Source organism: Streptomyces sp. NPDC033216 (genome assembly GCF_055577115.1).
The window spans coordinates 26018-52767 of the sequence record NZ_JBVIQK010000018.1 but is presented as its reverse complement, the minus strand read 5'-3'; the positions used below and the strand labels follow the sequence as shown (position 1 = coordinate 52767).

General features: G+C 69.5%; 24 protein-coding genes and 1 pseudogene. 13 read left to right on the top strand and 12 right to left on the bottom strand.

Features of this window, described 5'->3' with window-relative positions:
• From ACZ5Y0_RS27320 to ACZ5Y0_RS27310, 3 genes are all read left to right on the top strand, one after another.
• Window positions 1-1356 (top strand): ABC transporter substrate-binding protein, encoded by a 1356-nt coding sequence (locus tag ACZ5Y0_RS27320; RefSeq protein ID WP_469131332.1) that lies wholly within the window; start codon window positions 1-3, stop codon window positions 1354-1356.
• A gap of 115 nt (window positions 1357-1471) precedes the next feature.
• Window positions 1472-2332 (top strand): carbohydrate ABC transporter permease, encoded by an 861-nt coding sequence (locus ACZ5Y0_RS27315; RefSeq protein WP_469131331.1) that lies wholly within the window; start codon window positions 1472-1474, stop codon window positions 2330-2332.
• On the top strand, window positions 2329-3243 hold the full coding sequence (locus tag ACZ5Y0_RS27310; RefSeq protein ID WP_469131330.1) for a carbohydrate ABC transporter permease: 915 nt from the start codon (window positions 2329-2331) through the stop codon (window positions 3241-3243). Before ACZ5Y0_RS27315 ends, ACZ5Y0_RS27310 begins: the two co-directional genes overlap by 4 nt.
• Window positions 3244-3645: 402 nt before the next feature.
• On the opposite strand, the gene ACZ5Y0_RS27305 is transcribed toward ACZ5Y0_RS27310, so the two are convergent.
• Window positions 3646-4656: a LacI family DNA-binding transcriptional regulator gene (locus tag ACZ5Y0_RS27305; RefSeq protein ID WP_469131329.1), complete on the bottom strand. Its 1011-nt coding sequence runs from the start codon at window positions 4654-4656 to the stop codon at window positions 3646-3648.
• A 126-nt stretch (window positions 4657-4782) separates the two neighbouring features.
• Here ACZ5Y0_RS27305 and ACZ5Y0_RS27300 point away from each other — a divergent pair, with 126 nt between their 5' ends.
• Complete coding sequence (locus ACZ5Y0_RS27300) at window positions 4783-5634, top strand: phytanoyl-CoA dioxygenase family protein (protein WP_469131328.1); 852 nt, start codon at window positions 4783-4785, stop codon at window positions 5632-5634.
• Window positions 5627-6097 carry a hypothetical protein gene (locus ACZ5Y0_RS27295; RefSeq protein ID WP_469131327.1) on the top strand — a complete coding sequence of 157 codons (471 nt, stop codon included), beginning with the start codon at window positions 5627-5629 and terminating at the stop codon, window positions 6095-6097. The genes ACZ5Y0_RS27300 and ACZ5Y0_RS27295 overlap by 8 nt, the downstream gene beginning before the upstream one ends.
• Window positions 6098-6242: 145 nt before the next feature.
• Here the strand turns inward: ACZ5Y0_RS27295 and ACZ5Y0_RS27290 are convergent, their stop codons facing one another.
• The 3 genes from ACZ5Y0_RS27290 to ACZ5Y0_RS27280 all read right to left on the bottom strand — a co-directional run bounded on the left by ACZ5Y0_RS27290 (window position 6243) and on the right by ACZ5Y0_RS27280 (window position 9247).
• Entirely contained in the window at window positions 6243-6911 is a 669-nt protein-coding gene (locus tag ACZ5Y0_RS27290) for a hypothetical protein (RefSeq protein WP_469131326.1), read from the bottom strand.
• Between the two features lie 387 nt (window positions 6912-7298).
• Window positions 7299-7961 carry a response regulator gene (locus ACZ5Y0_RS27285; RefSeq protein WP_469131325.1) on the bottom strand — a complete coding sequence of 221 codons (663 nt, stop codon included), beginning with the start codon at window positions 7959-7961 and terminating at the stop codon, window positions 7299-7301.
• Window positions 7958-9247, bottom strand: a complete 1290-nt coding sequence (locus tag ACZ5Y0_RS27280) for a sensor histidine kinase (RefSeq protein ID WP_469131324.1) — start codon at window positions 9245-9247, stop codon at window positions 7958-7960. The genes ACZ5Y0_RS27285 and ACZ5Y0_RS27280 overlap by 4 nt, the downstream gene beginning before the upstream one ends.
• 275 nt (window positions 9248-9522) lie before the next feature.
• Here ACZ5Y0_RS27280 and ACZ5Y0_RS27275 point away from each other — a divergent pair, with 275 nt between their 5' ends.
• From ACZ5Y0_RS27275 to ACZ5Y0_RS27255, 5 genes and pseudogenes are all read left to right on the top strand, one after another.
• The gene (locus ACZ5Y0_RS27275; protein ID WP_469131323.1) at window positions 9523-11013 is read left to right on the top strand and encodes an alpha/beta hydrolase family protein; all 1491 of its coding nucleotides are present in this window, start codon (window positions 9523-9525) and stop codon (window positions 11011-11013) included.
• A gap of 28 nt (window positions 11014-11041) precedes the next feature.
• A pseudogene (locus tag ACZ5Y0_RS27270) lies at window positions 11042-11293 on the top strand (GNAT family N-acetyltransferase); the annotation flags it as partial.
• A 487-nt stretch (window positions 11294-11780) separates the two neighbouring features.
• On the top strand, window positions 11781-12521 hold the full coding sequence (locus ACZ5Y0_RS27265; protein WP_469131322.1) for a Type 1 glutamine amidotransferase-like domain-containing protein: 741 nt from the start codon (window positions 11781-11783) through the stop codon (window positions 12519-12521).
• A gap of 334 nt (window positions 12522-12855) precedes the next feature.
• Window positions 12856-13140: a hypothetical protein gene (locus tag ACZ5Y0_RS27260; RefSeq protein ID WP_469131321.1), complete on the top strand. Its 285-nt coding sequence runs from the start codon at window positions 12856-12858 to the stop codon at window positions 13138-13140.
• Between the two features lie 789 nt (window positions 13141-13929).
• Window positions 13930-14346, top strand: coding sequence for a CBS domain-containing protein (locus ACZ5Y0_RS27255; RefSeq protein WP_469131412.1), 417 nt, complete (start codon window positions 13930-13932; stop codon window positions 14344-14346).
• 375 nt (window positions 14347-14721) lie between these two features.
• Here the strand turns inward: ACZ5Y0_RS27255 and ACZ5Y0_RS27250 are convergent, their stop codons facing one another.
• From ACZ5Y0_RS27250 to ACZ5Y0_RS27235, 4 genes are all read right to left on the bottom strand, one after another.
• A complete protein-coding gene (locus tag ACZ5Y0_RS27250; protein ID WP_469131320.1) occupies window positions 14722-14883 on the bottom strand; it encodes a hypothetical protein in 162 nt (53 codons plus the stop codon).
• 215 nt (window positions 14884-15098) lie between these two features.
• Entirely contained in the window at window positions 15099-17054 is a 1956-nt protein-coding gene (locus tag ACZ5Y0_RS27245; RefSeq protein WP_469131411.1) for an APC family permease, read from the bottom strand.
• A gap of 657 nt (window positions 17055-17711) precedes the next feature.
• The gene (locus ACZ5Y0_RS27240) at window positions 17712-18494 is read right to left on the bottom strand and encodes a methyltransferase domain-containing protein (protein ID WP_469131410.1); all 783 of its coding nucleotides are present in this window, start codon (window positions 18492-18494) and stop codon (window positions 17712-17714) included.
• Between the two features lie 221 nt (window positions 18495-18715).
• On the bottom strand, window positions 18716-19777 hold the full coding sequence (locus ACZ5Y0_RS27235; protein WP_469131319.1) for a YihY/virulence factor BrkB family protein: 1062 nt from the start codon (window positions 19775-19777) through the stop codon (window positions 18716-18718).
• 897 nt (window positions 19778-20674) lie between these two features.
• On the opposite strand from ACZ5Y0_RS27235, the gene ACZ5Y0_RS27230 reads away from it, so the two are divergent.
• Window positions 20675-20842, top strand: a complete 168-nt coding sequence (locus ACZ5Y0_RS27230; RefSeq protein ID WP_469131318.1) for a hypothetical protein — start codon at window positions 20675-20677, stop codon at window positions 20840-20842.
• Window positions 20843-21043: 201 nt separating this feature from the next.
• Here the strand turns inward: ACZ5Y0_RS27230 and ACZ5Y0_RS27225 are convergent, their stop codons facing one another.
• Window positions 21044-21421 carry an N-acetyltransferase gene (locus tag ACZ5Y0_RS27225; RefSeq protein ID WP_469131317.1) on the bottom strand — a complete coding sequence of 126 codons (378 nt, stop codon included), beginning with the start codon at window positions 21419-21421 and terminating at the stop codon, window positions 21044-21046.
• Between the two features lie 640 nt (window positions 21422-22061).
• Here ACZ5Y0_RS27225 and ACZ5Y0_RS27220 point away from each other — a divergent pair.
• Complete coding sequence (locus tag ACZ5Y0_RS27220) at window positions 22062-22595, top strand: 2'-5' RNA ligase family protein (protein ID WP_469131316.1); 534 nt, start codon at window positions 22062-22064, stop codon at window positions 22593-22595.
• A 306-nt stretch (window positions 22596-22901) separates the two neighbouring features.
• Here the strand turns inward: ACZ5Y0_RS27220 and ACZ5Y0_RS27215 are convergent, their stop codons facing one another.
• Window positions 22902-23999, bottom strand: coding sequence for a MerR family transcriptional regulator (locus ACZ5Y0_RS27215; RefSeq protein ID WP_469131409.1), 1098 nt, complete (start codon window positions 23997-23999; stop codon window positions 22902-22904).
• Between the two features lie 566 nt (window positions 24000-24565).
• On the opposite strand from ACZ5Y0_RS27215, the gene ACZ5Y0_RS27210 reads away from it, so the two are divergent.
• Complete coding sequence (locus ACZ5Y0_RS27210) at window positions 24566-24976, top strand: family 1 glycosylhydrolase (protein ID WP_469131408.1); 411 nt, start codon at window positions 24566-24568, stop codon at window positions 24974-24976.
• Between the two features lie 139 nt (window positions 24977-25115).
• On the opposite strand, the gene ACZ5Y0_RS27205 is transcribed toward ACZ5Y0_RS27210, so the two are convergent.
• Both ACZ5Y0_RS27205 and ACZ5Y0_RS27200 read right to left on the bottom strand, forming a co-directional pair.
• The gene (locus tag ACZ5Y0_RS27205; protein ID WP_469131315.1) at window positions 25116-26258 is read right to left on the bottom strand and encodes an NAD(P)H-dependent flavin oxidoreductase; all 1143 of its coding nucleotides are present in this window, start codon (window positions 26256-26258) and stop codon (window positions 25116-25118) included.
• Window positions 26255-26743, bottom strand: coding sequence for a flavodoxin family protein (locus ACZ5Y0_RS27200; protein ID WP_469131314.1), 489 nt, complete (start codon window positions 26741-26743; stop codon window positions 26255-26257). The genes ACZ5Y0_RS27205 and ACZ5Y0_RS27200 overlap by 4 nt, the downstream gene beginning before the upstream one ends.
• Window positions 26744-26750 lie beyond the last annotated feature (7 nt).

The following is a 26750-nucleotide window of genomic DNA, read 5'->3' as shown; positions in this document are numbered from 1 at the left end:
ATGCACAGCACCACTTCGTCCTTCCCTCCGATCCAGCGGAGAACGTTCCTCGGCGCGGCCGCCGGCGTGACGGCCGCGGGTCTCCTCACGGCGTGCAGCGGCGGCACGAAGGTGGGAGCCGGGCAGAACGACACCGGCGACGCGCCCACGTTCAGCGGTGGCGAGTACAAGGGCCCCGAGGTCACGCTCGAGTACTGGAACGGCTTCACCGGCGGCGACGGCCCCCACATGCAGACCATGCTCGCCGCGTTCAACAAGCAGTACCGAGGACGGATCACCGTCAGGAACACCACCCGGCGCTGGGAGGACCTCTACCCGGCGATGCCCACCGCCATCAGCGCGGGCAAGGGCCCGGACGTCGCTGTCATCCACAACGACCAGATCGCCACCTTCGCCGTGCGGGGCACTCTCATGCCGCTCGACGACGTCGTATCGGCTCTGAGTCTCAGCGAGTCGGACTTCATTCCCGCCGTGTGGCAGGCCGGCGTCTTCGAGGGCAAGCGCTACAGCGTCCCCCTCGACGTGCACTGCCTCGCCGACTACTGGAACGTGCGCCATCTGACCCGTGCGGGCCTGGAGAAGGCCCCGAGCGACCGGGCCGGCTACGAGGACGCGCTGAAGGAACTGAAGTCGGCGGGCGTCGCGAAGCCGTTCTGGATGCCGAACAAGTGGCCCGCGCACCTGATGTTCATGAGCCTGCTGTGGCAGTTCGGCGGTGAGCTGTACAACGAGGAGGGCACCGCCGCCCTCTGGGGCTCGGACGCCGGCGAGGAGGCCCTGGCCTGGATGACCGAGCAGATCCGCAAGGGGTACAGCCCGGACCAGGTGGCGCAGGACTCCCAGTACAACGCCTTCAAGAACGACAAGGTCAGCTTCACCTGGGACGGCATCTGGCAGATCAACGACCTCAAGTCGACCGCCGGCAAGGTCAAGTGGGACATGTCGGCGATCCCCACGATCGGCTCGTCGCCGGCCGTGTGGACGGCCAGCCACAACTTCGTGCTGACCTCCCAGGCCGGACGGGACAAGAACAAGGTCCAGGCCGCGAAGTTCTTCATCGACTACATGAGCGAGCGATCCACGCAGTGGGCCCAGGCCGGCATGATCCCCGCCCGCAACAGCGTCCGCGCCGCCCCCGAGGTGACCCGGCTGCCGCAGACCCCCCTCGCCGGGAACGTCGACGTCTTCCGCTTCCTGCCCGCGCTGCCCGGACTGGGAGACGTCCAGAGCAAGGCACTGGAACTGGCCGTGCAGAAGGCCGTCCTGGGCCAGCAGTCTCCGGCCGAGGCCCTGGCCGACGGCGTGAAGACCGCCGACAAGATCCTGGCCCAGAACAAGCAGAAGTACGCGAAGTGAGGCGAGACCGGTGCGACGGCTGAAGACACCGCCGTCCAGCACGAGTGAACCGCGAGTCCCGGACCGCACCGCGGTCCGGGCCGTCTCACGGTCCTACCAGTGGTGGACGCCCTACATGTTCATGGCACCGTACCTGGTGCTCTTCCTCACCTTCGTGGTGATCCCCATCGGCTACGGACTGTGGATCAGCCTGCACGCGTGGGACATCAACCTGCCGGCCAAGCCCTTCGTGGGACTGGACAACTACCGGGAACTGTTCGACCCCGAGGGCGTGGAGGCACCTCGGTTCTGGCAGGCCATGCGTGCCACCGGAATCTTCACCCTGCTCTCCACACCGTTGCTGCTCGTCGTGCCGTTGTTCACGGCGCTGCTCATGAACGGCAGGTTCCGGGGCCGTAACCTGTACCGGGCCGTCTACTTCGCCCCGTACGTCCTCGGGGTGGCCGTCGTCGGCCTGCTGTGGCGGTTCCTGCTCGACGGCAACATCGGTCTGATCAACCACTATCTGGGTGTGATCGGCCTGCCCGACGACATCCAGTGGACCACCGACACCCCGGCCGCCTGGTGGGCGCTCGTCCTGGTCACCGTGTGGTGGACGCTCGGCTTCAACTCCGTCATCTACCTCGCCGGCCTACAGGACATCCCGGCCGAACTCTACGAATCCGCCAAGGTCGACGGCGCCAACGCCTGGCAGCGTTTCCGGCACGTCACGCTTCCCGGCCTGAGGCCGGTGGCCCTGTTCGTCGTGAACTCGACGCTGCTCGCCTCGGCCAACATGTTCGGCCAGTCGTACATCATCACCGGTGGAGCGCCGGCGGACGAGACCAAGACGGCCATCTTCCTCATCGCCGAGACCGGTCTGCGGCGCTTCGAGATGGGGTCGGCTTCCGCCATGAGTTTCATCCTCGCTCTGGCTCTCATGGCGGCCAGCGCCGTGGTCTTCCGTGTCTTCCGCGAGCGCCAGGAGAGGCCATGACCCGTACGGAGATCACGAACCGGCCGAGAACCGACAGCACGTCCCTTGAGGACCTGCGGCCGCCTCGGACGGCACCGCCCGCCCCCGCCCGACGTCTGCGGCGTTCCCTGCTCCATCTGGTGCTGGCCACCGTGGCGGCGCTGTACCTCAGCCCGTTGCTCTACATGCTGGTCACCTCGTTCAAGACCGGGGAGGCAGCCGGTTCCACCGACCCGCAGTGGATTCCTTCCCCGGCGACGCTCCAGGCCTACCGACACGTCCTCGGCTCCACGGACAGCCCGGTGCTGCACTGGCTGTTCAACAGCGTGCTCGCCGCCGCCGCACACGCCGCTCTGGTCCTGGTCACCGCGACACCTGCGGCCTACGCACTGGCGAGGATGCAGTTCAAGGGCAGAGGACTCCTCTTCACCTCGATCGTCGCGACGCTCTTCGTGCCGCCCATGGTCCTGCTCATCCCGAACTTCCTGATCGTCAACGAGCTGGCCTGGGTGGACAGCCTGCCCGCCGTGATCGTGCCGGGCGCGGCAAGCGCGTTCGGGGTCTTCTTCCTCCGCCAGTTCTTCCTCACCGTGCCGGCCGAACTCGAGGAAGCCGCCGAACTCGACGGCTGCAACCGGTGGCAGATCTTCGTGAGGGTGGTCCTGCCCCTGTCCAAACCGGCACTCACCACGCTCGGCATGCTTGCCTTCCTCGCCAACTGGAACGACTTCCTGTGGCCGTTGTACGTGCTGCTCAGCCCCGAGTCGCTCACCCTGCCCGCCGGACTGGCGAACTTCCAGAACGCCAACAACATCCACTACGACCTGTTGATGGCGGGAGCGGTGATCGCCAGCGTGCCCGTCCTCCTGTTGTACGTCGTTGTCCAGCGATGGGTCATCGAGGGAGTCTCCCGCTCTGGTCTCAAGGGCTAGACGCGGACGTCCGACCGCTCGGTTGATTCCCCCTCATGAAGAGCCGTCGACGACCAGGAGGGAAGTGGGCCCGAGCGAAACCGACGAGTGGGCGGTGGCGTCGCGTCGGCGCAGCTGCGGACGGCCGTGAACGGGGCGCCGCGCAAGGGAAACGAGGTGCTGTCCAAGGGATGTGCCGACAGACATCGAAGGTGTGTCACGTGCCCGGCGACGGCAGAGGGCAACGGGTTCACGGCTGAGGTGACCGCGATACGGAAGGAGCCCCGTGACCCGGTTTCGCTGACCGCCGGGGCCGGGGCGGGAAACCTCGCTGACCGGGAGCGGACCGTCCAGGGGCAACCCCCGCGACAGTGGGGAGACGGACGGCTGGGGTGTGCTCGCGGGGTCGGATCGACGACGTGCCTACGAGCGCGTGCTGGCGCGGACCTCGAGATGGTGGGGTACCACGATGTCGAGCCGCGGCGCCGAGGTCGCGGGGCTGTAGATCCGGTCCGCCAGGCACTGTAGGGAGCGTTCCGCGATCTGCTTCTTGTCGGGCACCACGGTGGTCAGTGGCGGATGCGCGTACCGGGCGTCCTCGATGCCGTCGAAGCCCACGACGGCGATGTCGTCGGGGACCCGCAGCCCGCGTTCGTGAACGACGTGCAGCGCGCCGAGCGCCAGCTCGTCACTGAACGCGAAGACCGCGTCCGGTCGTGTGCCGGAGTCGAGCAGGGCGGCCATGGCTCCGGCCCCGTCCGCGCGGTGCAGCGCACGCACCGGCTGCTGTAGTGCCCCCTCGGGCGGCAATCCAATGCGCCGCAGTGCACGGTGGTAGCCCTCCAGTCGCTGACCGGCCGTGTCGTTGTGCAGGTGCGGTTGCAGGCCGATGGCAGCGATGCGCCTGCGTCCGGTGTCCAGCAGGTGGGTCGTGGCCTCGTCCGCCGCGAGGACGTTGTCGACGGCGACCCGATCCGCCACTCCCATGGCCTGCTGTTCCCCCAGGAGGACCACCGGAACGCTGCGGGCGCGGGCGGTCAGCTCCTGGGGGCGCAGTGACCATGGGCTGATGATGAGCCCGTCGACCATCGGGCCCCCGGTCTCCTGGAGCAGCCGCCGCTCCGCATCGGGATCGCCGAAGGTCTGATCGATGACGACCGTCCACGAGCGCCGCTGGGCCGCCTCCACGATCAGGCTGGCGAGTTCGCCGAAGTAGGGCGAGTACAGCTCGGGAACGGCGAGGCCGATCAGCCCGGTACGGCCGGCGCGCAGGTTACGTGCGGCCAGGTTCGGGCGGTAGTCCAGCTCGTCCAGGACGGCCTGCACTCGCGCCCGTGTCTCCTCGGCCACGGAAGCGGAACCGCTGACGACGTTGGAAACGGTGCGTATGGAGACCCCTGCCCGGGCTGCCACGTCCTTCAGGCGACTGCTCACGGTGGCCATCTTGGCACGCTCGGCCAACGACGGCCAAGAACACCAAAGATTGGGTCAAGAGGTATTGCAACGTTGCATGCAACGTCGCAGGCTGTGGGACGAGCATCCCAGCGCGAGGAGGCGCACATGACCACCCACACCTATCCCGGCATCAGCGCGGACCAGTTGGACATCGACGTGTCCGCCGATGTGGAGGCTCTGTACACCGACGGAATCACCGCACGCAGGGGTGCGTTCACCCCGCAGTGGGCGGACCGGCTGCGTGAGGACGTCGACGAGGCCTTCGCCGAGGCACTCGCCCGCCCCGACGGCGCCGTGGGACGCGGACCCAACCGCTACTACGTCGAGATCCACCCCGAGCAGCTCAGGGGCTTCGTGGAACTGGTCGACCATCCGTGGGTGCGGTCGCTGTGCACCGCGGTCCTCGGACCCGACTACCGCATCGTGGAACTCGGCTTCGACGTCCCGCTGGCGGGTGCGGTCGACCAGCCGTGGCACCGCGACTTTCCCATGCCCGAGGAGACCCGCCGTGAGCGCCGCCTCACCTCGCTCGCCTTCAACCTGACGGGAGTCGACACCACCGAGGACATGGGACCCTTCGAGATCGCTCCGGGCACCCAGTGGGACGCCAGCCCGGCGTTCGAGCACGACATGTTCCCGCCGAAGTCGCACTACGGCCGTTACGAGGAGCGCGCGGTACGCAAGTACCCGCAGCGCGGGGACATCTCCTGTCGCACCGCCTTGACGATCCACCGCGGCACCAAGAACGAGTCCGCGAAGTCCCGGCCCGTCCTGGTCCTCGGCGTCGACGGCCCGGAGGCGAACAACGGCGAACGGCACGACGCCGCGGTCACCCGGGCCTTCTGGGACTCCCTGCCGGAGCGCGTGCGCGGGCACCTCGACTGCCCGGTGGTGGATGAGCTGGTGCCCATCACGCAGAAGCACACCATCGAGGGTCTGGTCATGGGCGATGGCTGAGCCCGCCACGGTCACGGCGCCCCGGGAACCGGCAGCGGCCGGCCACCCCGTACAGGTCTACGCGGTGGCGGCCGTCTCTGCCCTGGGCGGCCTGCTGTTCGGCTACGACACCGGCATCATCTCCGGGGCGCTCCTCTACCGCGTCAGCACGCTCGGCGCCGGCCGGCCTCCGCTGCCCACGTCCACGCCGATCATGAACCGCCGTCAGAGCGGCGACGCCAGGCGGGGGCATCGGCGGGGGAGAGGGCGGGGCGGGCGTGATGCGGACATGCTGGCCGCGCGGCGTACGGGGACGACGCCGCGGCCGCCGAAGGCGGAGACCGAGCGGACGAAGGCGCCGAGGCTGCGCGGGTCGGTCGGGTCGGTGTGCCACCGGCCGCAGCCCTCGGAAGCATGGCCTGCTGCTCGCCATGACGTCCCCGCTCGGCACCCGTACGCAGGGGACCACCGCGTGTTGTTGTGAGGGGGTGGGGGGCGGGGCCTGCTTCGGCCTTCTCCTGGACGGCTGAGCGGGGCCGTGGCGGGCGCGGGTCCCGCCGACGGCCGGGGCGCGGAATTCGGCGTCCTGCCCGCTCCCGGCCCACGGTCACTTCTCCCTGGACGTCGGATCAGGGAGTGAAGACCTGTTCGAGACGGTCGACGGCTCCGTCCGCGCCGAGGTGGTACTGGAATACCAGACCGCTGTCGGGGTGCGCTTCCAGCCAGTCCAGGAACTCCTGGACACCGATGGGCTGGTTCTCGGTACTCGCCACGATGGGGTCGGTGACGGTGACGTACGCGGCCTGGTCCATGGGCAGATACGTCTCCTTGCCGACCGTCTCGAACGGAGCGCCGTCGGAATCCGGAGCGCCGCAGCCCCAGTTGCCGTACCTGACGATAAGACCCAGCGACCCGCCTTCGGGTGTGTAGCGGTAGACGGCGATCTCGTCCGGCGAGATCGGCATCTTGTGGTCGCAGCCGTCGTCCTCACCACCGGTCCCCGCGGAAGCCGTTGGGCCCGCGGCCGACGACGCCGGGGAGCCCGCAGAGGCCGGGGGAGAGGACGCCTCGCTGTCCGCCGACGGCGAGGTCTTCCCGACGGGCGGCGCCTTGGCGGATGCGGTCCCCTCGGTGCCCTGCTCACCCTTGCTCCGCGAGGGAGTGACGACCGGCGCCGCCGTGCCACCCGCGTCGGGGGAGTCCTGGGAGCATCCGGTGAGCGCCAGGACACCGGCAGCACACGCGCCCAGGGCAAGCGTCCGGAACGCGATCGGTCTGTAGTGGCGCGTGATCGTCATGATGTGTCCCCCGTCGTGGTGGCAGCGGCTGCCTACGCAACCGCGTCAGCTTGAGGGACTATATTCAGCCACACTTCGGTTCCTCCGATCCCTCTGCGCGCCGTCCGTTGCGAATCGGTGACCGATCCCGGCCCCGCAGACCCCCCACGGGCGATCGTCTGTCGAGAACCCGTGTCCGGCTCCGTCCCCGGAGTGCGTGCGACGACAACGGGTCGCACGAGCGCCGAGGAGAACCACGATGGCCGAGTACCTGCTGCCGAAGCACTGCTGCCCGCCCCGCCCCGGCCGCGGTCGGCGACGTGCCGGTGGAGGCAGGAGGAGATCCCGGCACATGTGCCGGGCGGTGCGACACCGACCGCCGTCGGCCGTCGGGCCTCGGGGGCGGCGTCATGCCGGAGGGATGAGGCGGCTTTCGTAAGCGAAGATCACGGCCTGTACCCGGTCGCGGAGTTCGAGCTTGTGCAGGATCCGCCCCAGATGGGACTTCACGGTCGCCTCCGCGAGGTACAGGGCGGCCGCGATCTCGGTGTTGGACAGGCCACGGCCCACCTGGACGAGTACCTCGCGCTCGCGGGCGCTGAGCCGGCTCAGCCGTTCGTCGCGGTCGGCGCTTCTGCCGTCGGGGATGTGCGGGCAGAGATGCTCCAGCAGGCGGCGGGTGATCCGCGGGGAGACCACCGCGTCACCCGCGGCCACGCTGCGTATCGCGGTGAGCAACTCCTCGGGCCTGGTGTTCTTCAACAGGAAGCCCGAGGCACCGGCGTTGAGTCCGGCGAAGGCGTATTCGTCCAGGTCGAAGGTGGTGAGGATCAGCACTCTGCTCCGCGGGGAGAACCGGATGACCTGTCGGGTCGCCTCGATCCCGTCGGTCCCGGGCATCCGGACGTCCATGAGGACGACATCGGGGCGCAACTCCCGGGCGAGGCGTACGGCTTCCCTGCCGTCCGCGGCCTCGCCGACCGGTGCCATGTCGGACTGGACCTCCACAACCGTGCTGAAGGCCATACGGAGCAGCGCTTCGTCGTCGGCGATCAGGATGCGGATCGTCATGCGGACCCCGCTCCGCTGCTGCCGAGGAAGAGGCGGGTATGGACTCCCCAACCTCCGTCCGGGAGCGGTCCAGCGGACAACTTCCCTCCGTAGGCGGCCGCGCGCTCGCGCATGCCGGAGATGCCGTGGCCGGACGGTGTGACGCCAGGGAGCCACGGGCGGGGGCCGCTGTCGGTGGCGTCCACGGTGACGGTCTCGGCCGAGCACCGCACCCGGACCTTCGCGCGTGTGCCGGGGGGCGTGTGCTTGAGGGTGTTGGTCAAGGCTTCCTGTACCGGACGATAGACGGTCAGTTGTGCGGTGGCGGGTATGTGGGTGTGGCCGCCCTGGACATCGAGGCGGGTCGGCAACCCGGCGGCGCACATCTGGTCCGCGAGGGCCCCCAGTTGTGCGATGCCGGGCAACGGATGGCGCTCCGCCTCCGGTTCGTCGGTCCGGAGGAGGCCCAGGGAGCGTCGCATGTCGGTCAGGGCCTGCCGGCCTGTCTCGGAGATCTGGAGCATCGCCGTGGTCGCCCTGTCGGGCGACCGGTGCTGCGCGTAGACGGCGGCGTCGGTGAGCGCGACCATGACGGACAGGTTGTGGGTGACGATGTCGTGCATCTCCCGGGTGATACGGGTCCTTTCCTCGGCGACGGCCAGCCGCGCCTGCTGGTCCTGTTCCCGCTCCAGGCGCGCGGCCCGTTCCTCCAGGGTCGCGAGGTGGTCGCCCTTGGTCCGCACGTTCACACCCAGGACCGCGGCGGCGACCACCATCGCCGTCGTCGCGACGAAGGGGGTCAGGAATGCGCCGTCCGGCACCCACCGCAGACAGGCCAGCGAGACCCCTGCCTCCACGATGGCACCGGCGACGAGCGTGCCGCGCCGGCCCGAGTTCGCGGCCACCGTGTAGAGCGCCACCAGCAAGGCGACGTCCGCCGGCAGTTGGACGTCCATCACCCATTGGACGAAGGCCGCGCCCGTCACAGCGCCGAAAACGGTGATCGGAGCTCGGCGCCGCCACACCAGGGGCAGTGCGAGGGCTGCGGTGAGGGCCACGGCCACCGGCAGGCCTTGCGGCGCGGACGTGGTCAGGATGTTGACGAGGAGCAGCGTCGGCAGCAGCGAGTCCCACACCGTGGGCGGCAGCCGGGAGCCCCAGCGTCGGGCGGTACACACCAGGCGCGCCACTCGTACGCGGGCCAGGTCGGCGCACCTCGTCAGCCGTACGGCTGACCTCGCCCGCCGCACCCGGTCCCGGTCGCGCATCGGGTGGGCATCGCCGGGTCCCGCGGCGGCCTCGGTCATCACACGTCCCTGTCGGTCCAGCGTCATAGGGCGGCCGACGCCGCCCGGCGTCCAGCCGGAGCGAGGTCGAGTACGGGGAGCGTAAGCCCGGCACGTTCCGCCGCCCTGTCACGGTAGGCCGCGGTCCGGCGGAGCACATGAGTCCACCGTCTGACGGGACCGTGGCGCAGTACGACCGCAGGATGAGTGCTGCTACCTCCCTGGTCGCACATGCGACCGCTGACCTGGCGTGCTCGGTTGCGACTCCGGTTGCACACGATGGCGACCGGGGATCGATGCGGCAGCGCGTGCCCCGCGCCGAGGATGGCCAGGTGACCGAGATGATGACGGGGCTGTACATGTCCCCCCTGGAATTCCTTGCCTTGCTGGGTGCCGTCGCGGTGGTGATGGCGCGCTGGCTTCCGCCCGCCGCCCGCCCACGCGTCACGATCGCGGCGGGGGCCGTTGCGGTGCTGTCCGCGATCGTGCTGAGCCTGACGGGGATCCGCTGGCAGATGCTGCCGGTACTGGCCGGCGCTGCCGTCGCGCTGCCGTTCGCCGTCTCTCCGTTGCTGCGGCGCCGTAGCGGCCGGCCGGCCTGGCGGGCCCGATGGTGGATGGCGTTGCCGGGATCGGCCGCCTGCGTCGGCCTGATCGCTGCGGGCCCGGTGGCCGCCTGGGCCTTCCCGGTACCCGTGTTCCCCAAGCCGTCAGGCCACTTCGCGGTCGGCACCCGCGTGGTGCAGTGGACCGACCCGCACCGCCCCGAGACCGCCACTGGCGACCCGCACGACCGGCGCACGGTCGTGGTCCAGCTCTGGTACCCCGCCCAGGAGAACCCCGCGGGGGCGCCCCGGGCCCGTTACCTGGGACGCACGGAGCACGAGGCACGCACCGTCTCCGACGCCCTCGCGCGCTATGCCGGCTTGCCCGGCTTCCTGGTCGACGGCGTCCCGCGTGCCCACACCCGCTCGGTCCTCAACGCCCCGGTGGCCGGCACGGGCGGACGGTTCCCGGTCGTACTGTTCTCCCCGGGGCTGGGGGGAGTGCGCACCCAGAACACCGCCTGGGCGGAGGAACTGGCCAGCCACGGCTATGTGGTCGCCGCCCTCGACCACCCGTACGACTCCGCCGCCGTCGTCCTCGCCGACGGCCGAACGATCAACACCAGGATCGCCTCCACGGGCGACGACGACGAGGACGACAGACTGGCCGTCGAGACAACAGGGATCCGGGCCGCCGACCTCAGCTTCGTCCTCACCCAACTGGGCCGTCTGGACCGAGGTGAGATCGAGGGCCCGCTGACCGGGCGCCTGGACACCGGCCGAGTCGCGGTCACCGGCCACTCCCTTGGTGGCGGTGCCGCCCTCCAGGCAGCCCGCCAGGACCTCCGGTTCGACGCCGTCGTCGATCTGGACGGCTACCCCCGCGACCCCGGCCTGCGCTCCTTCCACCAGCCCGCGCTCGCCCTGACCCAAGCCATCACCGCGGAAACCGACCCGCGCTACATACCTCGCCTCACCAAGGTCCTCGAGCTCAGTACCGCGACGAGCTACCGGCTCACCGTCCCCGGCGCCGCACACCTCACCTTCATGGACGGCCCCCTGTACCTGCCGCCGGTGCCCTCGATGGTCGGCTCCCTGGGCCGCACCGAGGGCCCGCGCGTCGTCGCCGCGGCCACTCTCGCCTTCCTGGACGCCGCCCTGCGGCACAAACCCGGTGATCTGACCGGCGTTCTGTCGGCCTACGGCGACCTCAGCGTCCACCGCCCGGGCAGCAGCCGCTGACCGGCCGTGCCGCGGCGGCCGGCGGCAGACCTCGATCGTCGGCGGCATGGTCCGAATAGACCCCGTCTACACCCCGGCTTACCTCCGCGGCCGCGGCTACGCGCGAGCTGTGACGGTCGAGGTGAGCGGGGCCGCGCTGGCCGCAGGGGCTACGGACGTCGTCCTGTTCCCGGACCCGGACAGCCCCACCAACAACGCTCTCTACCAGCGCATTGGGTACGTCCATGTCGCCGACTTCGCAGGGTACGAGTTCTCCTACGGCGCACCAGAGGCCTGTTGAGAGCCGTGCTCGACGCGAACACAGCCGCATACCGGTTGGGACCCCCACGAACCAGCTGACGAGAGCGGCGCCGCGCACGCGGCTCAGCTCTCTGGTCGGTGCAGCTCAGCCCTGTTGCCGACGACCACCCCGCCAGGATGTCTGCCTGCGGCGCTCCGCCGTCGCACCTCGTCGGCACGTCAGCGCCGCGGGCAGCAGGGGCTCAGCCCGCCACCCGGCCCGGTGCGGTGGCGGGGCGCGCTGCGGGCACGCGGCGATGGAATCCCGCACGGCGGGGGCGTTGTCCTGGCTCGGGCGATGCCTGAGCGGGGCTACGAGGGGCCGATGGCCCGGCCGGGCGAAGCGGCCGACGGTACCGCACTCGAGACCCAGCGCGCCCCGGAACGGCGATCGACCGGCTGATCGCCCGGCGCGAGGTCCCACTACGGGAGATGACGCGGTGGCGGACCTTCTACGGCGTCGACATGCCACCGATACGATCGAGGCCATGACGGCATCGGAACCGACCATCCTCGCGACCTCCGGCGGACATCGAGTCGGAGGGCGAACCAGGGTGATGTTCGATGCTCTGGTGCATCACGCGGTTGACCTCTCCGGGGTACACGGCCGACGCCCGCGCATCATGTACGTCGGTACCGCCATCGGGGACGCCGAACACTTCACGACCCGTATGGCCGAGGCGGCGCGGGTAGCGGGATTCGACCTGACGCCTCTGCACCTGTTCCCGATGCCCAACGTCGAAGATGTCGAGGGCGCGGTACTCGACCACGATGTGGTCTGGGTCATGGGGGGCTCCGTGGTCAATCTGCTGGCGGTGTGGAGGGCGCACGGCCTGGATCGCATCATGCGTCGTGCCTGGCAGGCGGGCGTCGTGCTCAGCGGAGTCAGCGCAGGCTCCATCTGCTGGTTCCAGGGAGGTGCGACCGATTCGTTCGGTCCGGAACTGCGGCCGGTCACAAACGCACTCGGTTTCCTGCCTTACGGCAACGGCGTTCACTACGACTCCGATGAGGGCCGGCGTCCGTTGATTCACCGACTCGTGGCGGACGGCACCGTTCCTACTGCGCACTGCACAGATGATGGAGTCGGTCTGGTGTACCGCGGCACGGAATTGGTGGAGGCGGTGACGGAAACTGCGGGAAAGGGCGCCTACATAGTCAGAAGTGACGGAGCGGGGGCGGTGGAGGAACGCATGGAACCCCGGCGGCTGACTCCGTCCGGACAATGATCCTTTCTGTCACCCGTGGGACGAAGCAAGGGCGGCAGGAACTGCCGGTGGCCTGGTGAATGACCTCATCGAGTGGTGCGTGGGTGATCAGGCCATTCCTCCCTGGTCGGTTGAGGACTTGGCGGGTGGATGGAAGAAGCCGCCGGCCTACGGCTCGAGCACTTTGGACGCCCGTCGGGGCCAGTGATCGCTGCGGCGCAGGCCACGGGCGGGGTCCGGGCCCGTCGGCTGCGAGGGCGCTGTCGGTCGCGAAGTCTCCGCGATGATGCCGTTGAAGCCGGGTGCTGGCGGTCCAGCCGGCCACCATCTGCCGTCGCTCCGGCTGAAGTTGCCGATGAGTAGAGTGATCGGCTGCCTGGAAGGCCGTAAGGGAACGGAGTGTGACGTGCGTCGCTTAGCTGGCGTGGTGGTGGTGATTGCGGGGATGGCTCTCGCCTTCTGGTTGGTCTTCGGGCCTTCGTCCGCGTGGGAGGGTGCTGCGAGGTTCGTACGCTTCGCCATCCTGTTGAGCTGCTTCGCGGTGATCGGCGGTGGCGTGCGGCTGGTCTACCCCGACACGTCGATGAACGAGCCGGCCGAGGCTTCCGGTGATCAGTACAGCTCAACGTCAAGGTCGTGACCCGGCAAGGTGGCGGACTTCGATGCAGGGGTAGGTGACGGGACGGCCGCCCTGTGCAGGGGCTCCGGCGTGCAGTGAACCGGCGTGGACGGACGTCGCTGAGCTCGGCCAGAACGTCGGCTGCCGTCGAGTCAGTCGGAGCGGTGGCCCTCAGGCCACCACCGTCCCCGCGGTCAGCGCAGCTCCACCTTCGCCACGGGTGGGTACAGGGCATCCGTCGCAACGCCACCACGTCACCTGATTGTCATGGCCGCGCCTCGAGGCCCGCTCAGATCGAGGACTCCCGGTGGTCCCAGCGGTATGGCTGTCGCGGGGCAGTGATCCGTGCCTGGGACGACCGTGGCTGCGGCTGCGGCGACGCTCTCCAAGTACCACGGCTGGTCGTGGGCGCGAAGGTGCGTTGCCGCAGGGATTTCGGTGCGGGGGTCCGCGGGCGGCGACGGAGGAGTCCCGTGCGGGTGCCTACGTGACGCCTGTGTGCAGCAGGCGGGCTCGGCCGCCTTCGACCGTGTGAACTTCTCTGAGGCTGAGGCTGAGGCTGAGGCTTTATTGCTCAGGGTTTCCGTCACGACATGGCGGCCGGTCGGCGGGCTTGACGGCGGGTGGGGGTGCGGTGCGCTCCCCGGTGGCTGTGGTGGGGGAGGACCAGCTTCTCGCAGAGATGGGCTCAAAGACTTCGTTACGGCTCCTGCTGTCCGGGAACACATGGCACATCCGTTGGGGCCGCCGCGCGGTCGAGCGTCGGCGCGTCGGCCCAGGCAAGGCAGTACACCCACAGGAAGGAAGATGATGACGAAGGCGCGGGACATCATGACCGGCGGAACCGAGTGCGTCGGAGCCGAGGAGACGGTGCTGGACGCCGCCCGCAAGATGAAGGACCTCGGTGTCGGGGCACTGCCGATCTGCGGCACGGACAACAAGCTCAAGGGCATGCTCACCGACCGGGACATCGTGGTGAAGGTCCTCGGCGCGGGCAAGGACCCCGCCACCTGTCCGGTCGGCGATCTTGCCCAGGGCGAAGCCGTGACCATCGGCGCGGACGATGACGTGGAGGAGATCCTGCGCACGATGAGCGAGCACAAGGTGCGCCGCCTGCCGGTGATCGACGGGCACGACCTGGTCGGCATGGTCGCCCAGGCCGACGTCGCCCGCTCCCTGCCCAACCCGGAGGTCGGTGACCTGCTCCAGGCCTTGTCAACCGACTGACCCCCTGGCTTCGCTGCTGCCTCGAGTGCTGACCGCTCGCCGGCAATGCCGCCGGACTGACGGTCAGGGTTCGGGGCCCGAAGCACATGATGAACCCGGCGCTGGAGGGCTTGGCGCACCGTCGGATGTCGACGTACCTGGAGAAGGCTGGCGTCCGCGGTGAGGGGCAGCCAGGCCCTCCTCGCGTGGAGACGGCGCATGCCGGACCTCGCACGGTGCTGATGCCGTCTACGTGCCCCTGACGGCATCGGCACTCGTCTTTACCTCGGCAGCATCCCGTCGGCGCTCGCCGGCCGGAGTCTTCCCCAAGCCGATCAGGTGGTGGAGCGGGCTGCCGCGTCGGCCCGAACCTCTGGGCCCTGTACGGCGAGGGTGTCAGCGGGGTTCGTCGTGGGGGTCGCGGCTGCGGGCCTTGGCCAGACCTCGACTGTTCGTGTAGCCGACGGTGACGATCTCGACGTACAGCCATGCCTTGTCGGCGCGGTAGGAGGCGGCGTGCCTTCGTCGTCCCCGCCCGGTAGCCCGGTGCTCTCGCACGCGGACCGAGCCTCCAAGCCGTCGGCTCCGTCCTCAGGGAGCTGGGAGCGTAACCGGACCCGTGCAGTCACGTCGAAGCAACGCGGACTCCGGCAGTTCCCACGGCTGCCAGGAGCAGGACGTACTGGATCCGCAGGAGCCGCGGAGCGGGTTGCCGGGGTCCGTCATCGCGTCTGCTTTCCGTCAGTCGTCGGGCAGCGTACGCGGTCACGGGCTCAGGCGCCGACGTGGATGCCGGGGCGGCGGTCGGGGTCGGGTTCGTTGCTGCGGATGATCTCGCGGGTGACCGGGGCGGTGTCGCCCCGGCCGAGGAGGAAGTAGCGGAGCATGTGCTTGAGGGGGCTGCCTTCGGCCCAGGCGAAGTAGCAGTGGGGCCGCACGCCGGTGGCGTCGCGCAGGGCCAGCAGGATGGCGGCGATGGCGTTGGGCGCGGCCGGGGCCTGGGCGCGCAGGATGCGGTAGCCGTCGACTTCGGTGCCGTGGACGGTGAGGGTGTCGCTGAAGTCGGAGGGGTCGACTACGTCGATCTCCAGGAAGATGACGTCGGCGAGGCCCGGTACCGGGTTGGTGCCGCGTTGTTCGCGTTCCTTGGCGCTGTATTCGGCCAGGTCGCCGGCCTGGCGGCGGTTGGCGATGATGTTGATCGAGTTGTCGTGGGCGAGGGTGTCGGTGATGAACCGGCGGGCGGTCCGGTCGAAGACGATGCGGTCGGCGCGCAGCTCGGTGGTGCGCGAGATGCGGGAGATCAGAGACACGGTGATGATGCCGATGATGAAGAAGCCGGAGATGGTGATGCCGTCGGGCTTGTCGACGATGTTGGCCACCAGCGCGTACAGCAACACCGCGGTGAGCAGGGCGAAGCCGACGCCGGCACCGCGACGGCGGCTGCGTGCGGCGGAGACGGTGACGGCGAAGGCGCCGGAGACCATCATGGCCAGGATGCCGGTGGCGTAGGCCCCGGCCTGCTTGTCCACGTCGGCTTCGAAAGCGATGGTGATCAGGATGCACAGGGCGGTGTAGACAAGGACGACCGGGCGCACCGCGCGTCCCCACTCGGGGGCCATGCCGTAGTCGGGCAGGTAGCGGGGAACGATGTTGATCAGTCCGGCCATGGCGGAAGCTCCGGCGAACCACAGGATGAGGATGGTGCTGATGTCGTAGACGGTGCCGAACGCCTCGCCCACGTGTTCGTGCGCCAGCCAGGCCAACGCTCGGCCGTTGGCTGCGCCGCCGGGCTCGAACTCGTCCTTGGGGATGAGGACGGTGGTGACGAAGCTTGCGGCCAACAGGTAGACGCTCATGATGAGTGCGGCGACGGTGAGCAGCTTGCGGGTGTTGTGGATGCGGGCCTGGAGCCGCTGCTCCGCGTCGGAGCCGTCGGCCGCCACCAGCGGCATCATGCTCACGCCGGTTTCGAAGCCGGACAGTCCCAGCACCAGCAGGGGGAATGCCAGCAGCGCCGGACCCGCCAGATCGCCGAAGCCGCCGAGGTCGGTGAGGGAGCCGGTCCACGCCGACCAGGCTTCGGGACTGGTGAGCACATGTGCGACACCGACACCGATGACGACGGCGTTGAGGGCGAGGAAGACCACCACCAGGGGGATGGCCACCTTGACCGCCTCGCTGAAGCCCATCAGGAACACGCCACCGAGAATCAGCAGCAGCGTCACGGTCAGGGCGACCTCGTGGCCGTGGAGTGCGGCGGGGAAGAAGGGATTCTCCACCACGTGTACCGAGGCGTCCGCGGTGGACAGGGTGATGGTGATGATCCACGAGGTGGCCACGAATCCGAGGAGGACCAGGACGAACAGCTTGCCCCACCAAAACGGCAGGAGATCCTCCAGCATGGCGACCGATCCAGCACCGTGCGGGCTCTGCCTCGCCACCCGGCGATACATCGGCAGCATGCCCAGCAGCGTCAACGCGACGATCAGCAGCGTCGCCAGAGGCGATACCGCGCCTGCGGCCAGCGCGGCTATCGCCGGTACGTATGCCAGGCTGGAGAAGTAGTCGACGCCGGTCAGGCACATCACCTTCCACCAGGTATGCGGCTCGGCATGGCTCTCACCGGCCGCCGGCCCCACCGGCTGCACCCGGTGACGCAGCAGCCACAGGGCTGCCTTGCCCGTCGGCTGCGCCCGCAAAGCCGGACTGTCCACCGTCTCCGGCATTACCGGCCGACTCGCCTCGCTCATGTCCGCCATGCCCTTCCCAACCTGATCATCGAACCGATCGCGCACCGCGACGATCACCGAGTATGCGCCTCGCGGATCAGCCACCCGACACCGAGGCGCCTCAGAGCAACCCTGAGGCCTTCGCGGGAGGGCGTGGCAGGCTCTAGAGCCCTTTGTCGTCGGGCATGGCCAGTGACGAGGCCGTGGCGGGCGGCTGCCCGCCACGCTTCGACCTGCGAGGCCGGCGAGCAGCTGGAGCACCGTCGTGCGCCGCGTCAACCGCCTCAAACAGCGGCGCGGCCTGGCACCGGCAGGTCCACATGCCCATCGCCCTGGGCGCCGGGGTCGCCATGAGGGCCATCGCGTGCGCTCCACCCTCGTAGACGAACCGGTCGAAGGCGGGGAAGAGACACAGCTGAACAAGCGAATCGCCCGCTACGGCCGTGCCGGCCTCCTCTGACCCGACGAACTCGGTGACCTGGAACTCGACCTCTGCCGTGTAGGCGGCTGGACCAGATCCTTTACGCACGTCCGCCGCAGCGCGGCCGTGGTCGACGGCCTCACCTTCGGCAACGCCATCGTCGAAACCGACACCGCCTCCCGCCGGCTCGCCAGCATATGAGCACGGACCGAACACCGGCCAGGCCGGCTGCCTCAGCGGGAGCAGATCACAGTGACGAGAGTGAACGACGCGTAGAACGACCCCTGGGAGAGGCTGGTGAACCAGCGATGGCCGTGGTCTCGGTCGATGCGACCCTCGTTGATGGCTTTCTGCATGTTGCGGCCGAGGCCCAGCATGTGGTCCGCCTCTTGGAAGTCACGGAAGACCGGTGTGGTGGCGAGGACAGCTTCCACGCAGAAGCCTGCCCGCTCGGCGAAACGTGCAAGACTGCGTCCGATGGTCGCGTGGCGGACCACTTCTCCAGTCGTGTAACGGGTGAAAGCGCGGCTGGTTTCAAGATCATCGGAGTCGACGACCAGGGTGTCCCAGTCGGGTTCGACAAGGCCGATGCGCGCGCCCGGCCGAGTTGCACGATGGAGCTGCGCAAGTGCGTCCGCGGGTTCGGCAACATGCATGAGGACTCGGTCGATCTTGGCCCGGTCCACGGTGCCCGGCTCGACGGGGAGAGCATGCACGTCCCCTTCGCGGATCTCCACCCGGTGCAGATGCTCCGTGCGTTCGCGGGCCTGGGCAAGCATGGTCGGATCGCGGTCGACGCCGATCACTGTGCCCCTGCCCCCGACACGTTCCGCCAGCGCCGGCAGGTCTGTGCCCGGGCCGCATCCCACGTCCAGAACCGTGTGGCCGGCCTGGAGATCCAACAGGTCCAGCAACTGCCGCTTGTACGCACGACCGGCGTCGCCGGCGGCAGCCCGCAGCATGTAGGAAGCCTGATCGGGCCGGGGCACGCCAAGGATCGATGACATGCAGGCCATCCAAACACCCCGCGCGGATGCGGCGAAGACCATCGCGTTGCCGACCACAAGCATCTGATAGGACGTCCGGGTGCGACAGGGCCATCGGTCGCGAAGGACACGGAGATCATTTCCGGACACCTCTGGCCCCATGTCCTGAGGTGGCCGTTCACTACTGGGGGAACAGCCAGGCTGGCGCAGCGCACAAGTGCCCCGGACCGGGACGACCCCCACCACTTCGCTCAGGATTCAAAGCGGCGGCGATCCTCCTCGTCCCATTTCCGGGTGTCGCGCGGCTGCACGTACGGCTCCTCGTCGGCCGGGTGACCGCCCGCGACAGCACGCTGACGGTTCATCTCCGCGTCGAACTCCAGGCCCAGCAGGATCGCCAGGTTCGTGATCCACAGCCACACCAGGAAGATGATCACCCCCGCAAGGGCCCCGTAGGTCTTGTTGTACGAGCTGAAGTTCGCCACGTACAGCGCGAACCCGGCGGAGGCGATCATCCAGATCAGCAGCGCGAGGAAACTGCCGGGTGTGACCCAGCGGAAGCCGCTGACCTTTGCGTTCGGCGTTGCCCAGTACAGGATCGCGATCATGATGGTGACCAGGAGCACGAGCACCGGCCACTTGGCGATCGACCACACGGTCAGGAACGTTTCCCCGACGCCCAGCGCGGTGCCCACCTGGCGGGCCAGGCCGCCGGTGAAGACGACGATCAACGCACTGATCACGGCGATGACCATCAGCACTACCGTCACACCGAGCCGGACCGGCAGCACCTTCCACACCGGTCGGCCCTCAGGGACGTCGTAGACCGCGTTGGCGCTCCGGATGAACGCCGCGACATAGCCGGACGCCGACCAGATCGCGAGCGCCAGGCCGACGATCGCCACGATCGAGCCGATGCCTCCGTTGCCCTGCATCTGCTTCACCGCGTTGCTCAGGACGTCTCGGGCGGCGCCGGGCGCAAGCTTCTGGATGTTGTCCAGTACCTGCTGCGTCGCCGACTGGCCGACGATCCCGAGTAGCGAGACGAGTGCCAGCAGCGCCGGGAAGAGTGCCAGGATCCCGTAGTACGTCAGCGCAGCCGCCCGGTCGGTCAGCTCATCCTTCTTGAACTCCTTGAGGGTGCCTTTCAGCACCGCCCCCCAGGAGCGCTTCGGCAGGTCCTTGGGGCTGTCCGGCGCCCGTTCCTCCACCTGTTCATCCGGCCCCGCACCCGTCCCCTGCCTGGTCTCGCCCTCGGGGTCGGACACCGTGTGCCCGTGGTGCCTTCCGTGCCGTCTCAATGTCGGTGCCATCTCACCCGGGTATCCAAGCAGGCATGGCTCATACGGGCATTTATGGTGAAAATGGAGTTTTTCGTATGTTTGAGGCCCTTCGTGTCTGATCGGCGGACGCCACGGCTAGGGGGAGCAATCGGCGGACGCCACGGGTAGGGGGAGCACCGACACGCTCCGGCGCCGTGGCCCGGCAGGAGAACAGCGAAGCCGTGCACGAGGTAACCGCGAGAAGAAGCCCAGTCCCTCCACGACCGAGCATTCAAGCGCGGGTGCCCCGCACCACCCAGCGCTCGCCCTGGAAGTGATCGATCCATGGTCTGGTCCGCAAGAAGAAGATCGAAGCCGACCCAGCCAGGCAAGGACGTCAGGCGGCGGCGGTGGTGAACGGCCGACAGCCATCCGGCGACGCGCCTGTAGTCCGGACGATAGGGGCGATGCTGATCCAACTTCCCACCAGTGGCTGGGGCGCCATTCCACGGGACGCAGGTTGGGCCGACGGTGTGATGTCGTGGGTGCTGCCGTTGTCAGGACGGTGATCGCACGTTGTACCGGATGGTCGTCCCAGGCGGGGGCGATGGTCGCGGCCGGTGACGCGGGCGGAAGAGTGCTCAGGGCGGCGAGGTCACCCGGTAGAGGTGGGTATGAGCGATGGGGAGAGACCGGTCTGGACTCCGGCGGCGGGATACGACGGCTGCCGAGTGCTGCGTGACCAGCTGACTGCGGCGATCGATGCCCTCTGTTGGCAGGCGGGGTTGGTGGGCTTGGCCCAAGCCCTCGATCCCGCGGGTGAGGAGCCGGAGGAAACCTGGGAAGCGGCACCTTGAACGCGGCGATGTGCTGCCGCCGCAAGATGCGAGGACCCTGAGCGGATGCCAATCTGGGCAGGGGACCGACAGCAACGCCGGAGGTGAGGTCATGGGCGCAGAAGGAATGATGCAGCGGGCCAGGGGCATGGCGGACAAGCTGCTGCACATGGGCCACGGCGGGCAGAGCAGCAGAGGGCGCCACAAGGCTCAGGGGCGCAGCAGACTCCTCGAGGAGCAGATGAAGAAGCTACAGGAGCGGCGGCACCGGCATCGGTGATATGCGGTCAGCGGCGAGTGTCGGCCCTAACGGCCTCGACAACGTACTCGCTACGCGAGCTCGCGTCGTGCGCCCACCACTGACGGCGCTCTCACGGCCGGCCCGCACCGTCTTGCACACACGGCCCTTCACCCGACCACCGCGGCCCGGCTGCCCAGTGCCGGGGGAGTACCGTTGCGAGCGGGGTACTGCTGGAACCGCTCAACTACCGGCGGCGACGACGGCAGACGGAAGGTGGGAGCAGTTCCCTCCCAGGACCGCCTTGGGCATACGCATCCGGCGCAGCAGATCGCGGGTGAGGCGATTGTCGAGCGTGGTGCGCCAGGTGACATCGGGATGCTGGGAGCGCAGATGCGACAGTGCCCTGGTGTCCAGCCCGCAGCCGCGGAACGGTTCGTCGAGGACGACATCGGTCACCACGCCCTGGGCGCACTTGTCGCACGTGCGATAGGTCACCCGCCCGACCACCTTGCGGATGTGTACCAGCAGCAGACACTCCTCAGCCGCATCCTCGGGAGAGGGAGACGGCAGCAGCTCGACGCCGCGGTAGGCCAGGAGCCTGCGATGCCACCGGCCCACTCGTCGTACAGTGCGCCGATGCCTTCCCGCAGCCCGCCGATGTGTGGCGCCTCCACGGGCAGGCCGACCGTCTGCATTACTCATGGCATACATCTGGTTTCCCTGCATCCCCCGCGCCTGCCCCTGATCCTTGGCCTCATGCCACGACGCCAAGACCGCGTCACTTCGCCGACATGACACTCATAGTGGCGCACCGCGTCAGGTGGCCTGCTTCTCCACCCGAGCTTGAACACCTGCCTTCTGGTGTCGTCGTCCCGCACGGCCGGGCCACCCGCTTAGGGCGACACGCCCTGCTCTTTGCCTGCCGACCCTCGCCAGTGGAGCGCTCCCGGACGTCTGGGGGGCGTCGTGAGAGGTCTCTTTCAGCTGGCCAGGGCCTTGCTGCGGTGGCGTACCGCTGTTTTCACGGCAGTCGGCCCCCGGTTTCCGGGCGCGACCGACGAACGCCAGTTCCTATCAGTCCCGTTCCGCGTCATCGCAGCGCTCCCCGTCGCCCCACGCACGTCCCTCGACAGCTTCCGCCCGCCCAGCCACAGGGTGAGGGCGTCGTGGTCGCCGGCCAGCAACCGCAGGGGTCGCCTATACCTGCGGCCCGCCCGACGAACGGGGGACCGCAGGCGATCGCCGGTAGGCTGCGGGGGTGCGCACGGTCGAGCTCCTGCTGGACGAGGCGGCAGAGCTGGCGGTCCGGGAAGCCTGGAGGCGGCTGGCGGACGCGGGGCTGCCCAGTCAGGCCCGTCACCGCTCACCCACGAACAGCCCGCACCTCACCCTGGCCGCCTGCCCGGAGCTGACCGCCCCGATTCGTTGGGAGCTCGCCGAGGTGGCCGCCGCCCTGCCGCTGCCGGTGCGGTTCACCGGCGTGGTCCGTTTCGAGCGGCCCACCTCGGTGCTGGCTTGGGCGCTGGACTGCGACTCCCCGCTGGCGGGTCTGCACCGCCGGGTGTGGGAGGCGGTGGCCTCGGACAGCCCGCCCGAGACCCTCAACCCCTTCCACGAACCTGGGCGCTGGAGTCCCCACATCACCCTCGGCCGGACCCGGCGGGCCGGTGCCTTCGCCGGCCGGCGAGTCCCCGAACTGCTTCCGGTACCACCACTGTCGGCCCAGCTCACCACCCTGCGCAGCTACGACACCGAGACCGGCGCCCTGGAGGTGCTGGAGCCCCGCCCATGAACCGCCGTCCCGGCTTTGGCGTGGTGGGAGTCCGGCGATCACACAGGCAGCACTGTGGCCGCGTGCTGGCGGCCGCTGTAGCGGATGGAGCTTTGAGCATCAAGGTTCAGCCGGCCGCAGGGGCGCCGCACGAGCTCTGGCTCTCGCCGTCAGCGCAGGCCAGGCCGGTGACGCGGCCGAGGCTGCCAAGGCGGCCGCCCGCATGCCCTCCCGCGAAGCCTACAGACAGCGGAACACCGTCGAACTACCGTGACGTGCCGGGTGCCGGGTGCCGGATGCCGGGTCCAGGACACCGACCCCGTCCGTTCAAGCTACGAGCAGACGGAGGCCGAGATCTGCCGCGTCGAGGTCGGCCAAGGCGCTGTTGCGCTCGGCCCACCGGCCGGAACGGAGGTCGGTGCTGAGGCTTCGCACCGCTCGCTGCTCGGCCTCCGGCCCGACCCTCGTCCACACCGACATCGCACGGCGCACGTGATCTTCCAGATACGCCCCCGGTCGACGCCAGTACGCCTCGAACAGGCCGTCAGCGCAATCCCACGGGATGGGCACCGGCTCAGCGCGGGCGCCGATCGCGTCGGCCATCCCCGCAAGGGAGGGAAAACCTGCCAGGACGGCGGCGAACTCGGGCAGGTAGTCACGCGTCAGCCAGAACCGGTCCTGCCATCCAGGCTCGTCGGTGTCGAACGTGAGTACCACCACGCGGCGGGCCACCCGCCGCATCTCCCGCAACCCCGCGATCGGGTCCCCCCAGTGGTGGACGGTGGAGACGGCCATCGCCACGTCGAAGGAGTTGTCCTCGAAAGGCAGGCTCTCAGCGGCGGCAGCAACGCACGGTGCCGAGTCGGCGGGCCGCTGCCCCCGCATGACCGCCGATGGCTCCACCGCGGTCACGTCGCGATCAGTGGGCTCGTAGGAGCCGGTGCCGGCCCCGACGTTCAGAACCGTCCGCGCGTCCCCGAGCGCGTCCCAGATCTGCGCGGCGATACGCGGCTCGGTACGCCGTGTCACGGGATAGGCGCCGCCTATCGCGTCGTACAGCCATGCACCGAGCATTTCCCGTTGCTCCTCCGGCGTCACCATCAGTCCCTTCGCCCGTGTCTCGAGTTCCGTGTCGATGGCCGCCACCATGGCGTCCGCGCGATCACGCCGCTCCAGCAGCAGGCCGCGCAGTCGGCGGAGGTGCGCGACCGCGTCGGTGGACGAGTCGCCAACCAGTTCCGCGACCTCCCGCAGACCGAAGCCCAGCCGCCGGTAGGCCACCACCTCCCTGAGCCGCTCCAGGTCGGCAGCCGAGTAGGCCCGGTACCCGGCCGGGGTCCGCGCCGACGGACGTACGAGCCCGATCTCGTCATAGTGATGCAGCGTGCGGACGCTCACGTCGGCCAGCTCGGCCACGCGTCCCACGGTCCAGTGATCCTCCACGGCAGCGACTATGGAGCCTGACGTCACGTGAGGGTCAAGAGGGTGATCACGGCGATCACGGCAGCAAGGGCCGAAGCGGAGTCCGCAGCCGCGCTCCGCCTTACTGTCAGGGACGTTCTGTGCCCGGAGCAGGATCGGAAACGGTCCGTGTGCGAAGGGAGATCTCACCGATCGAGTCGGCCACGGACTGAACCTGTTGCAGCGGAACGTTCCCCGGTGCCGTCGGCCGACCACGGCCGGTGGCGTTCGTGGACCGTCTCCACGGTCCGATCGGAAGGAGGGGCTATGCGCTGGGCGCGCCATCAGCCGGGCCGGTCGACATCCACCAGTCGATCACCCGGACGGCCAGTGCGTCTGGCCGCAGCCCCAGAGGGTCGAGACCGAAGATCTTCCAGCTCGTGCCGCAGGAATTCGCCGATCTCGATCCGGCCGGCGCCGGAACGGAGCCGCTGGAGCAGAGGAGCGAGCATGCAGTCGTGCCAGCCCTTGCCCCTCCGCCCAGGCCGCCCTGCAACATTTCGTGGCGCAGTTCGGGCCCGCCGGCAGCAATGCGGCCCGATCCCTCTGCGAGGGATCGGGGACGCGAACAGTGGCAGGAACGGTCGGGGCCGGCCTGCGCAGAGTACGCTCCCGCCTTCCTCCTCATCACCGAGAAGGGACCGGCCTTCCACGACGAGGTCGGCGAGGGCGGGAGCTTGCACGACCCCGACCGCGCGGCGGCCCTCGAGCGTCACCTCGAAGCCGCCGCCTCAGCGGTCCGCCGGGGAGCACCGCTGCACGGCTCCTGCGCCCGGCCGTTGGTGGACAACTTCGAGCAGCGATTGTTGGTATGCGGAGGCGTGGGCACGAGTCGTCTGCGTGCAGGGCTGTCTTGCTGCGGGTCCGAAGTGGGGGCTCGTCGAGTTCGAGCCCCGCGGGCGGCCAGGCGCGTCTGCTGCGCAAGACAGCAGGTGGAGTGACCGGAGGCTACCCGGCTCAGAGTGCCGTGCGGTATGACCGTTGCACTCACGCGGGCGGCGCACTGGGCCTCGCACGCGGCAGGAACAATGCGTCGCCGCTCGGGCACGGCACGCACATGTGGGAACCCGGCCGCCCGGCTCAGGGTGACACGTGGCCGCCCTCTGCCGTGCGGGCTTCATCACCGGGCGCGAGGTGATCCGTGGGGAACGTCTGACGTGGGAGTTCCTTGACCAGGCTGGCCAGGTACTCCCGTGCTCCCAGGTCCTCGCCGGCCAGCGCCGCCGCCTGTCCGGCCCATAGATTCATGTACTCCGGCCTCGCCTGGGCTGCGGCGGCCCGGCGGATGGGCTGCATCAGTGCGTTCTGGACGGGGTACGGGGGCACGGCGTCCTCGTAGGCGGCCATGTCGCGGACGAACCGGTTGTACATGCCGCGGGCAGTGCGGCCGGAGAAGAGCCGGGTGAGGACGGTCGTACGGGCTGCCGGGGTCGCGAGTTGACGCTTGTGGGCGTCGCTCGCGCCGGATTCCCGGGTGGCGAGGAACGCGGTGCCGATCTGCACGGCGTCAGCGCCGAGGGTGAGGGCGGCCCGGATGCCACGGCCGTCGGCGATGCCACCCGCGGCGATGACGGGCACGGTCACGGCGTCGGCGACCTGCGGCACCAGCGAGAAGGTGCCGACCAGCGACTCCCGTACGGGTGCGAGGAACGCCCCGCGGTGCCCGCCCGCGTCGCTGCCCGAGGCCACGATCGCGTCGAGGCCCGCGTCGTCGAGGGCGACGGCCTCGTCCACTGTCGTCGCCGTACCGATCAGGGCGATACCCCGGCGACGCGCCTCGTCGATGACGCGGCGGGGCGGGATACCCATGACGAAGCTGATGACGGGCGGCGCGGCGGCGAGGAGTGCGTCCATCTGGTCGTCGAAGTCCGGCAGGGCTGTGACGTCCTCGTAGGCGGGGGCGGTGGCGCCGAGTTCGTCGTAGTAGGGACGGAGCCGCTCGGTGCCGGCGGTGAAGACGGCGTTGTCCGGCAGTGCGGAGCGCTCGCCCTCGAGCGGCACCCAGAGGTTCACGGCGAACGGCCGGCTCGTGGCGGCCTTCAGTTCGCTGACCAGCCCGGTGATCGCGTCGGGAGTGAGGATGTGCGCGCCGTAGGAGCCGAGGCCGCCGCCCTCACTGACTGCGGCGGCGAGGGCGACGGAGGAGAGGCCGCCGCCGAACGGGCCCTGGACGATGGGGTGGTCGATGCCCAGCAGGTCGCCGAGTCGGCCCGGGCCGCTCATGCGGTCACCGCCGGGGTGGCCTCGCGGCCGTAGACGGGCTGGAGCGCGGTGCGGGCGCCGAGGCGGTGAGCGGTGCGCAGGTTCGAGTCGGGGTGGGCGTGCTCGGGGTCGAGGTCGGAGGAGGAACGGCCCATGGCGCCGACGAAGCCGCCGAGACGGTTGAGGTCGCCCCGGACGCCGGTGGAGTTGGTCGAACCGGCCGCGAGCCTGTCCTGCCAGCCTTCCGCGGCCCGTACCTTGCCGCTGGCCTCGGCAGGCTGGCGAAAGCCTGCGGAGGTGGACCCCATGGAGGTGGGCGAGCCGAAGATGATCGCGTCAGCCTCTTCAAGAGCCGCCCGGAGGCGGTCGTCCGGAGCGACGACGTCCGGCAGATCGGCGCACACACCGGAGACCGAATCGACGCCGGTGGCGGCGGCGCCGGCCTGGCGCCCGGTGTGGCGGTAGCCGCTGTGATGAGCAATAACGACGGAAAGTGGCACGGACATGAGGGGG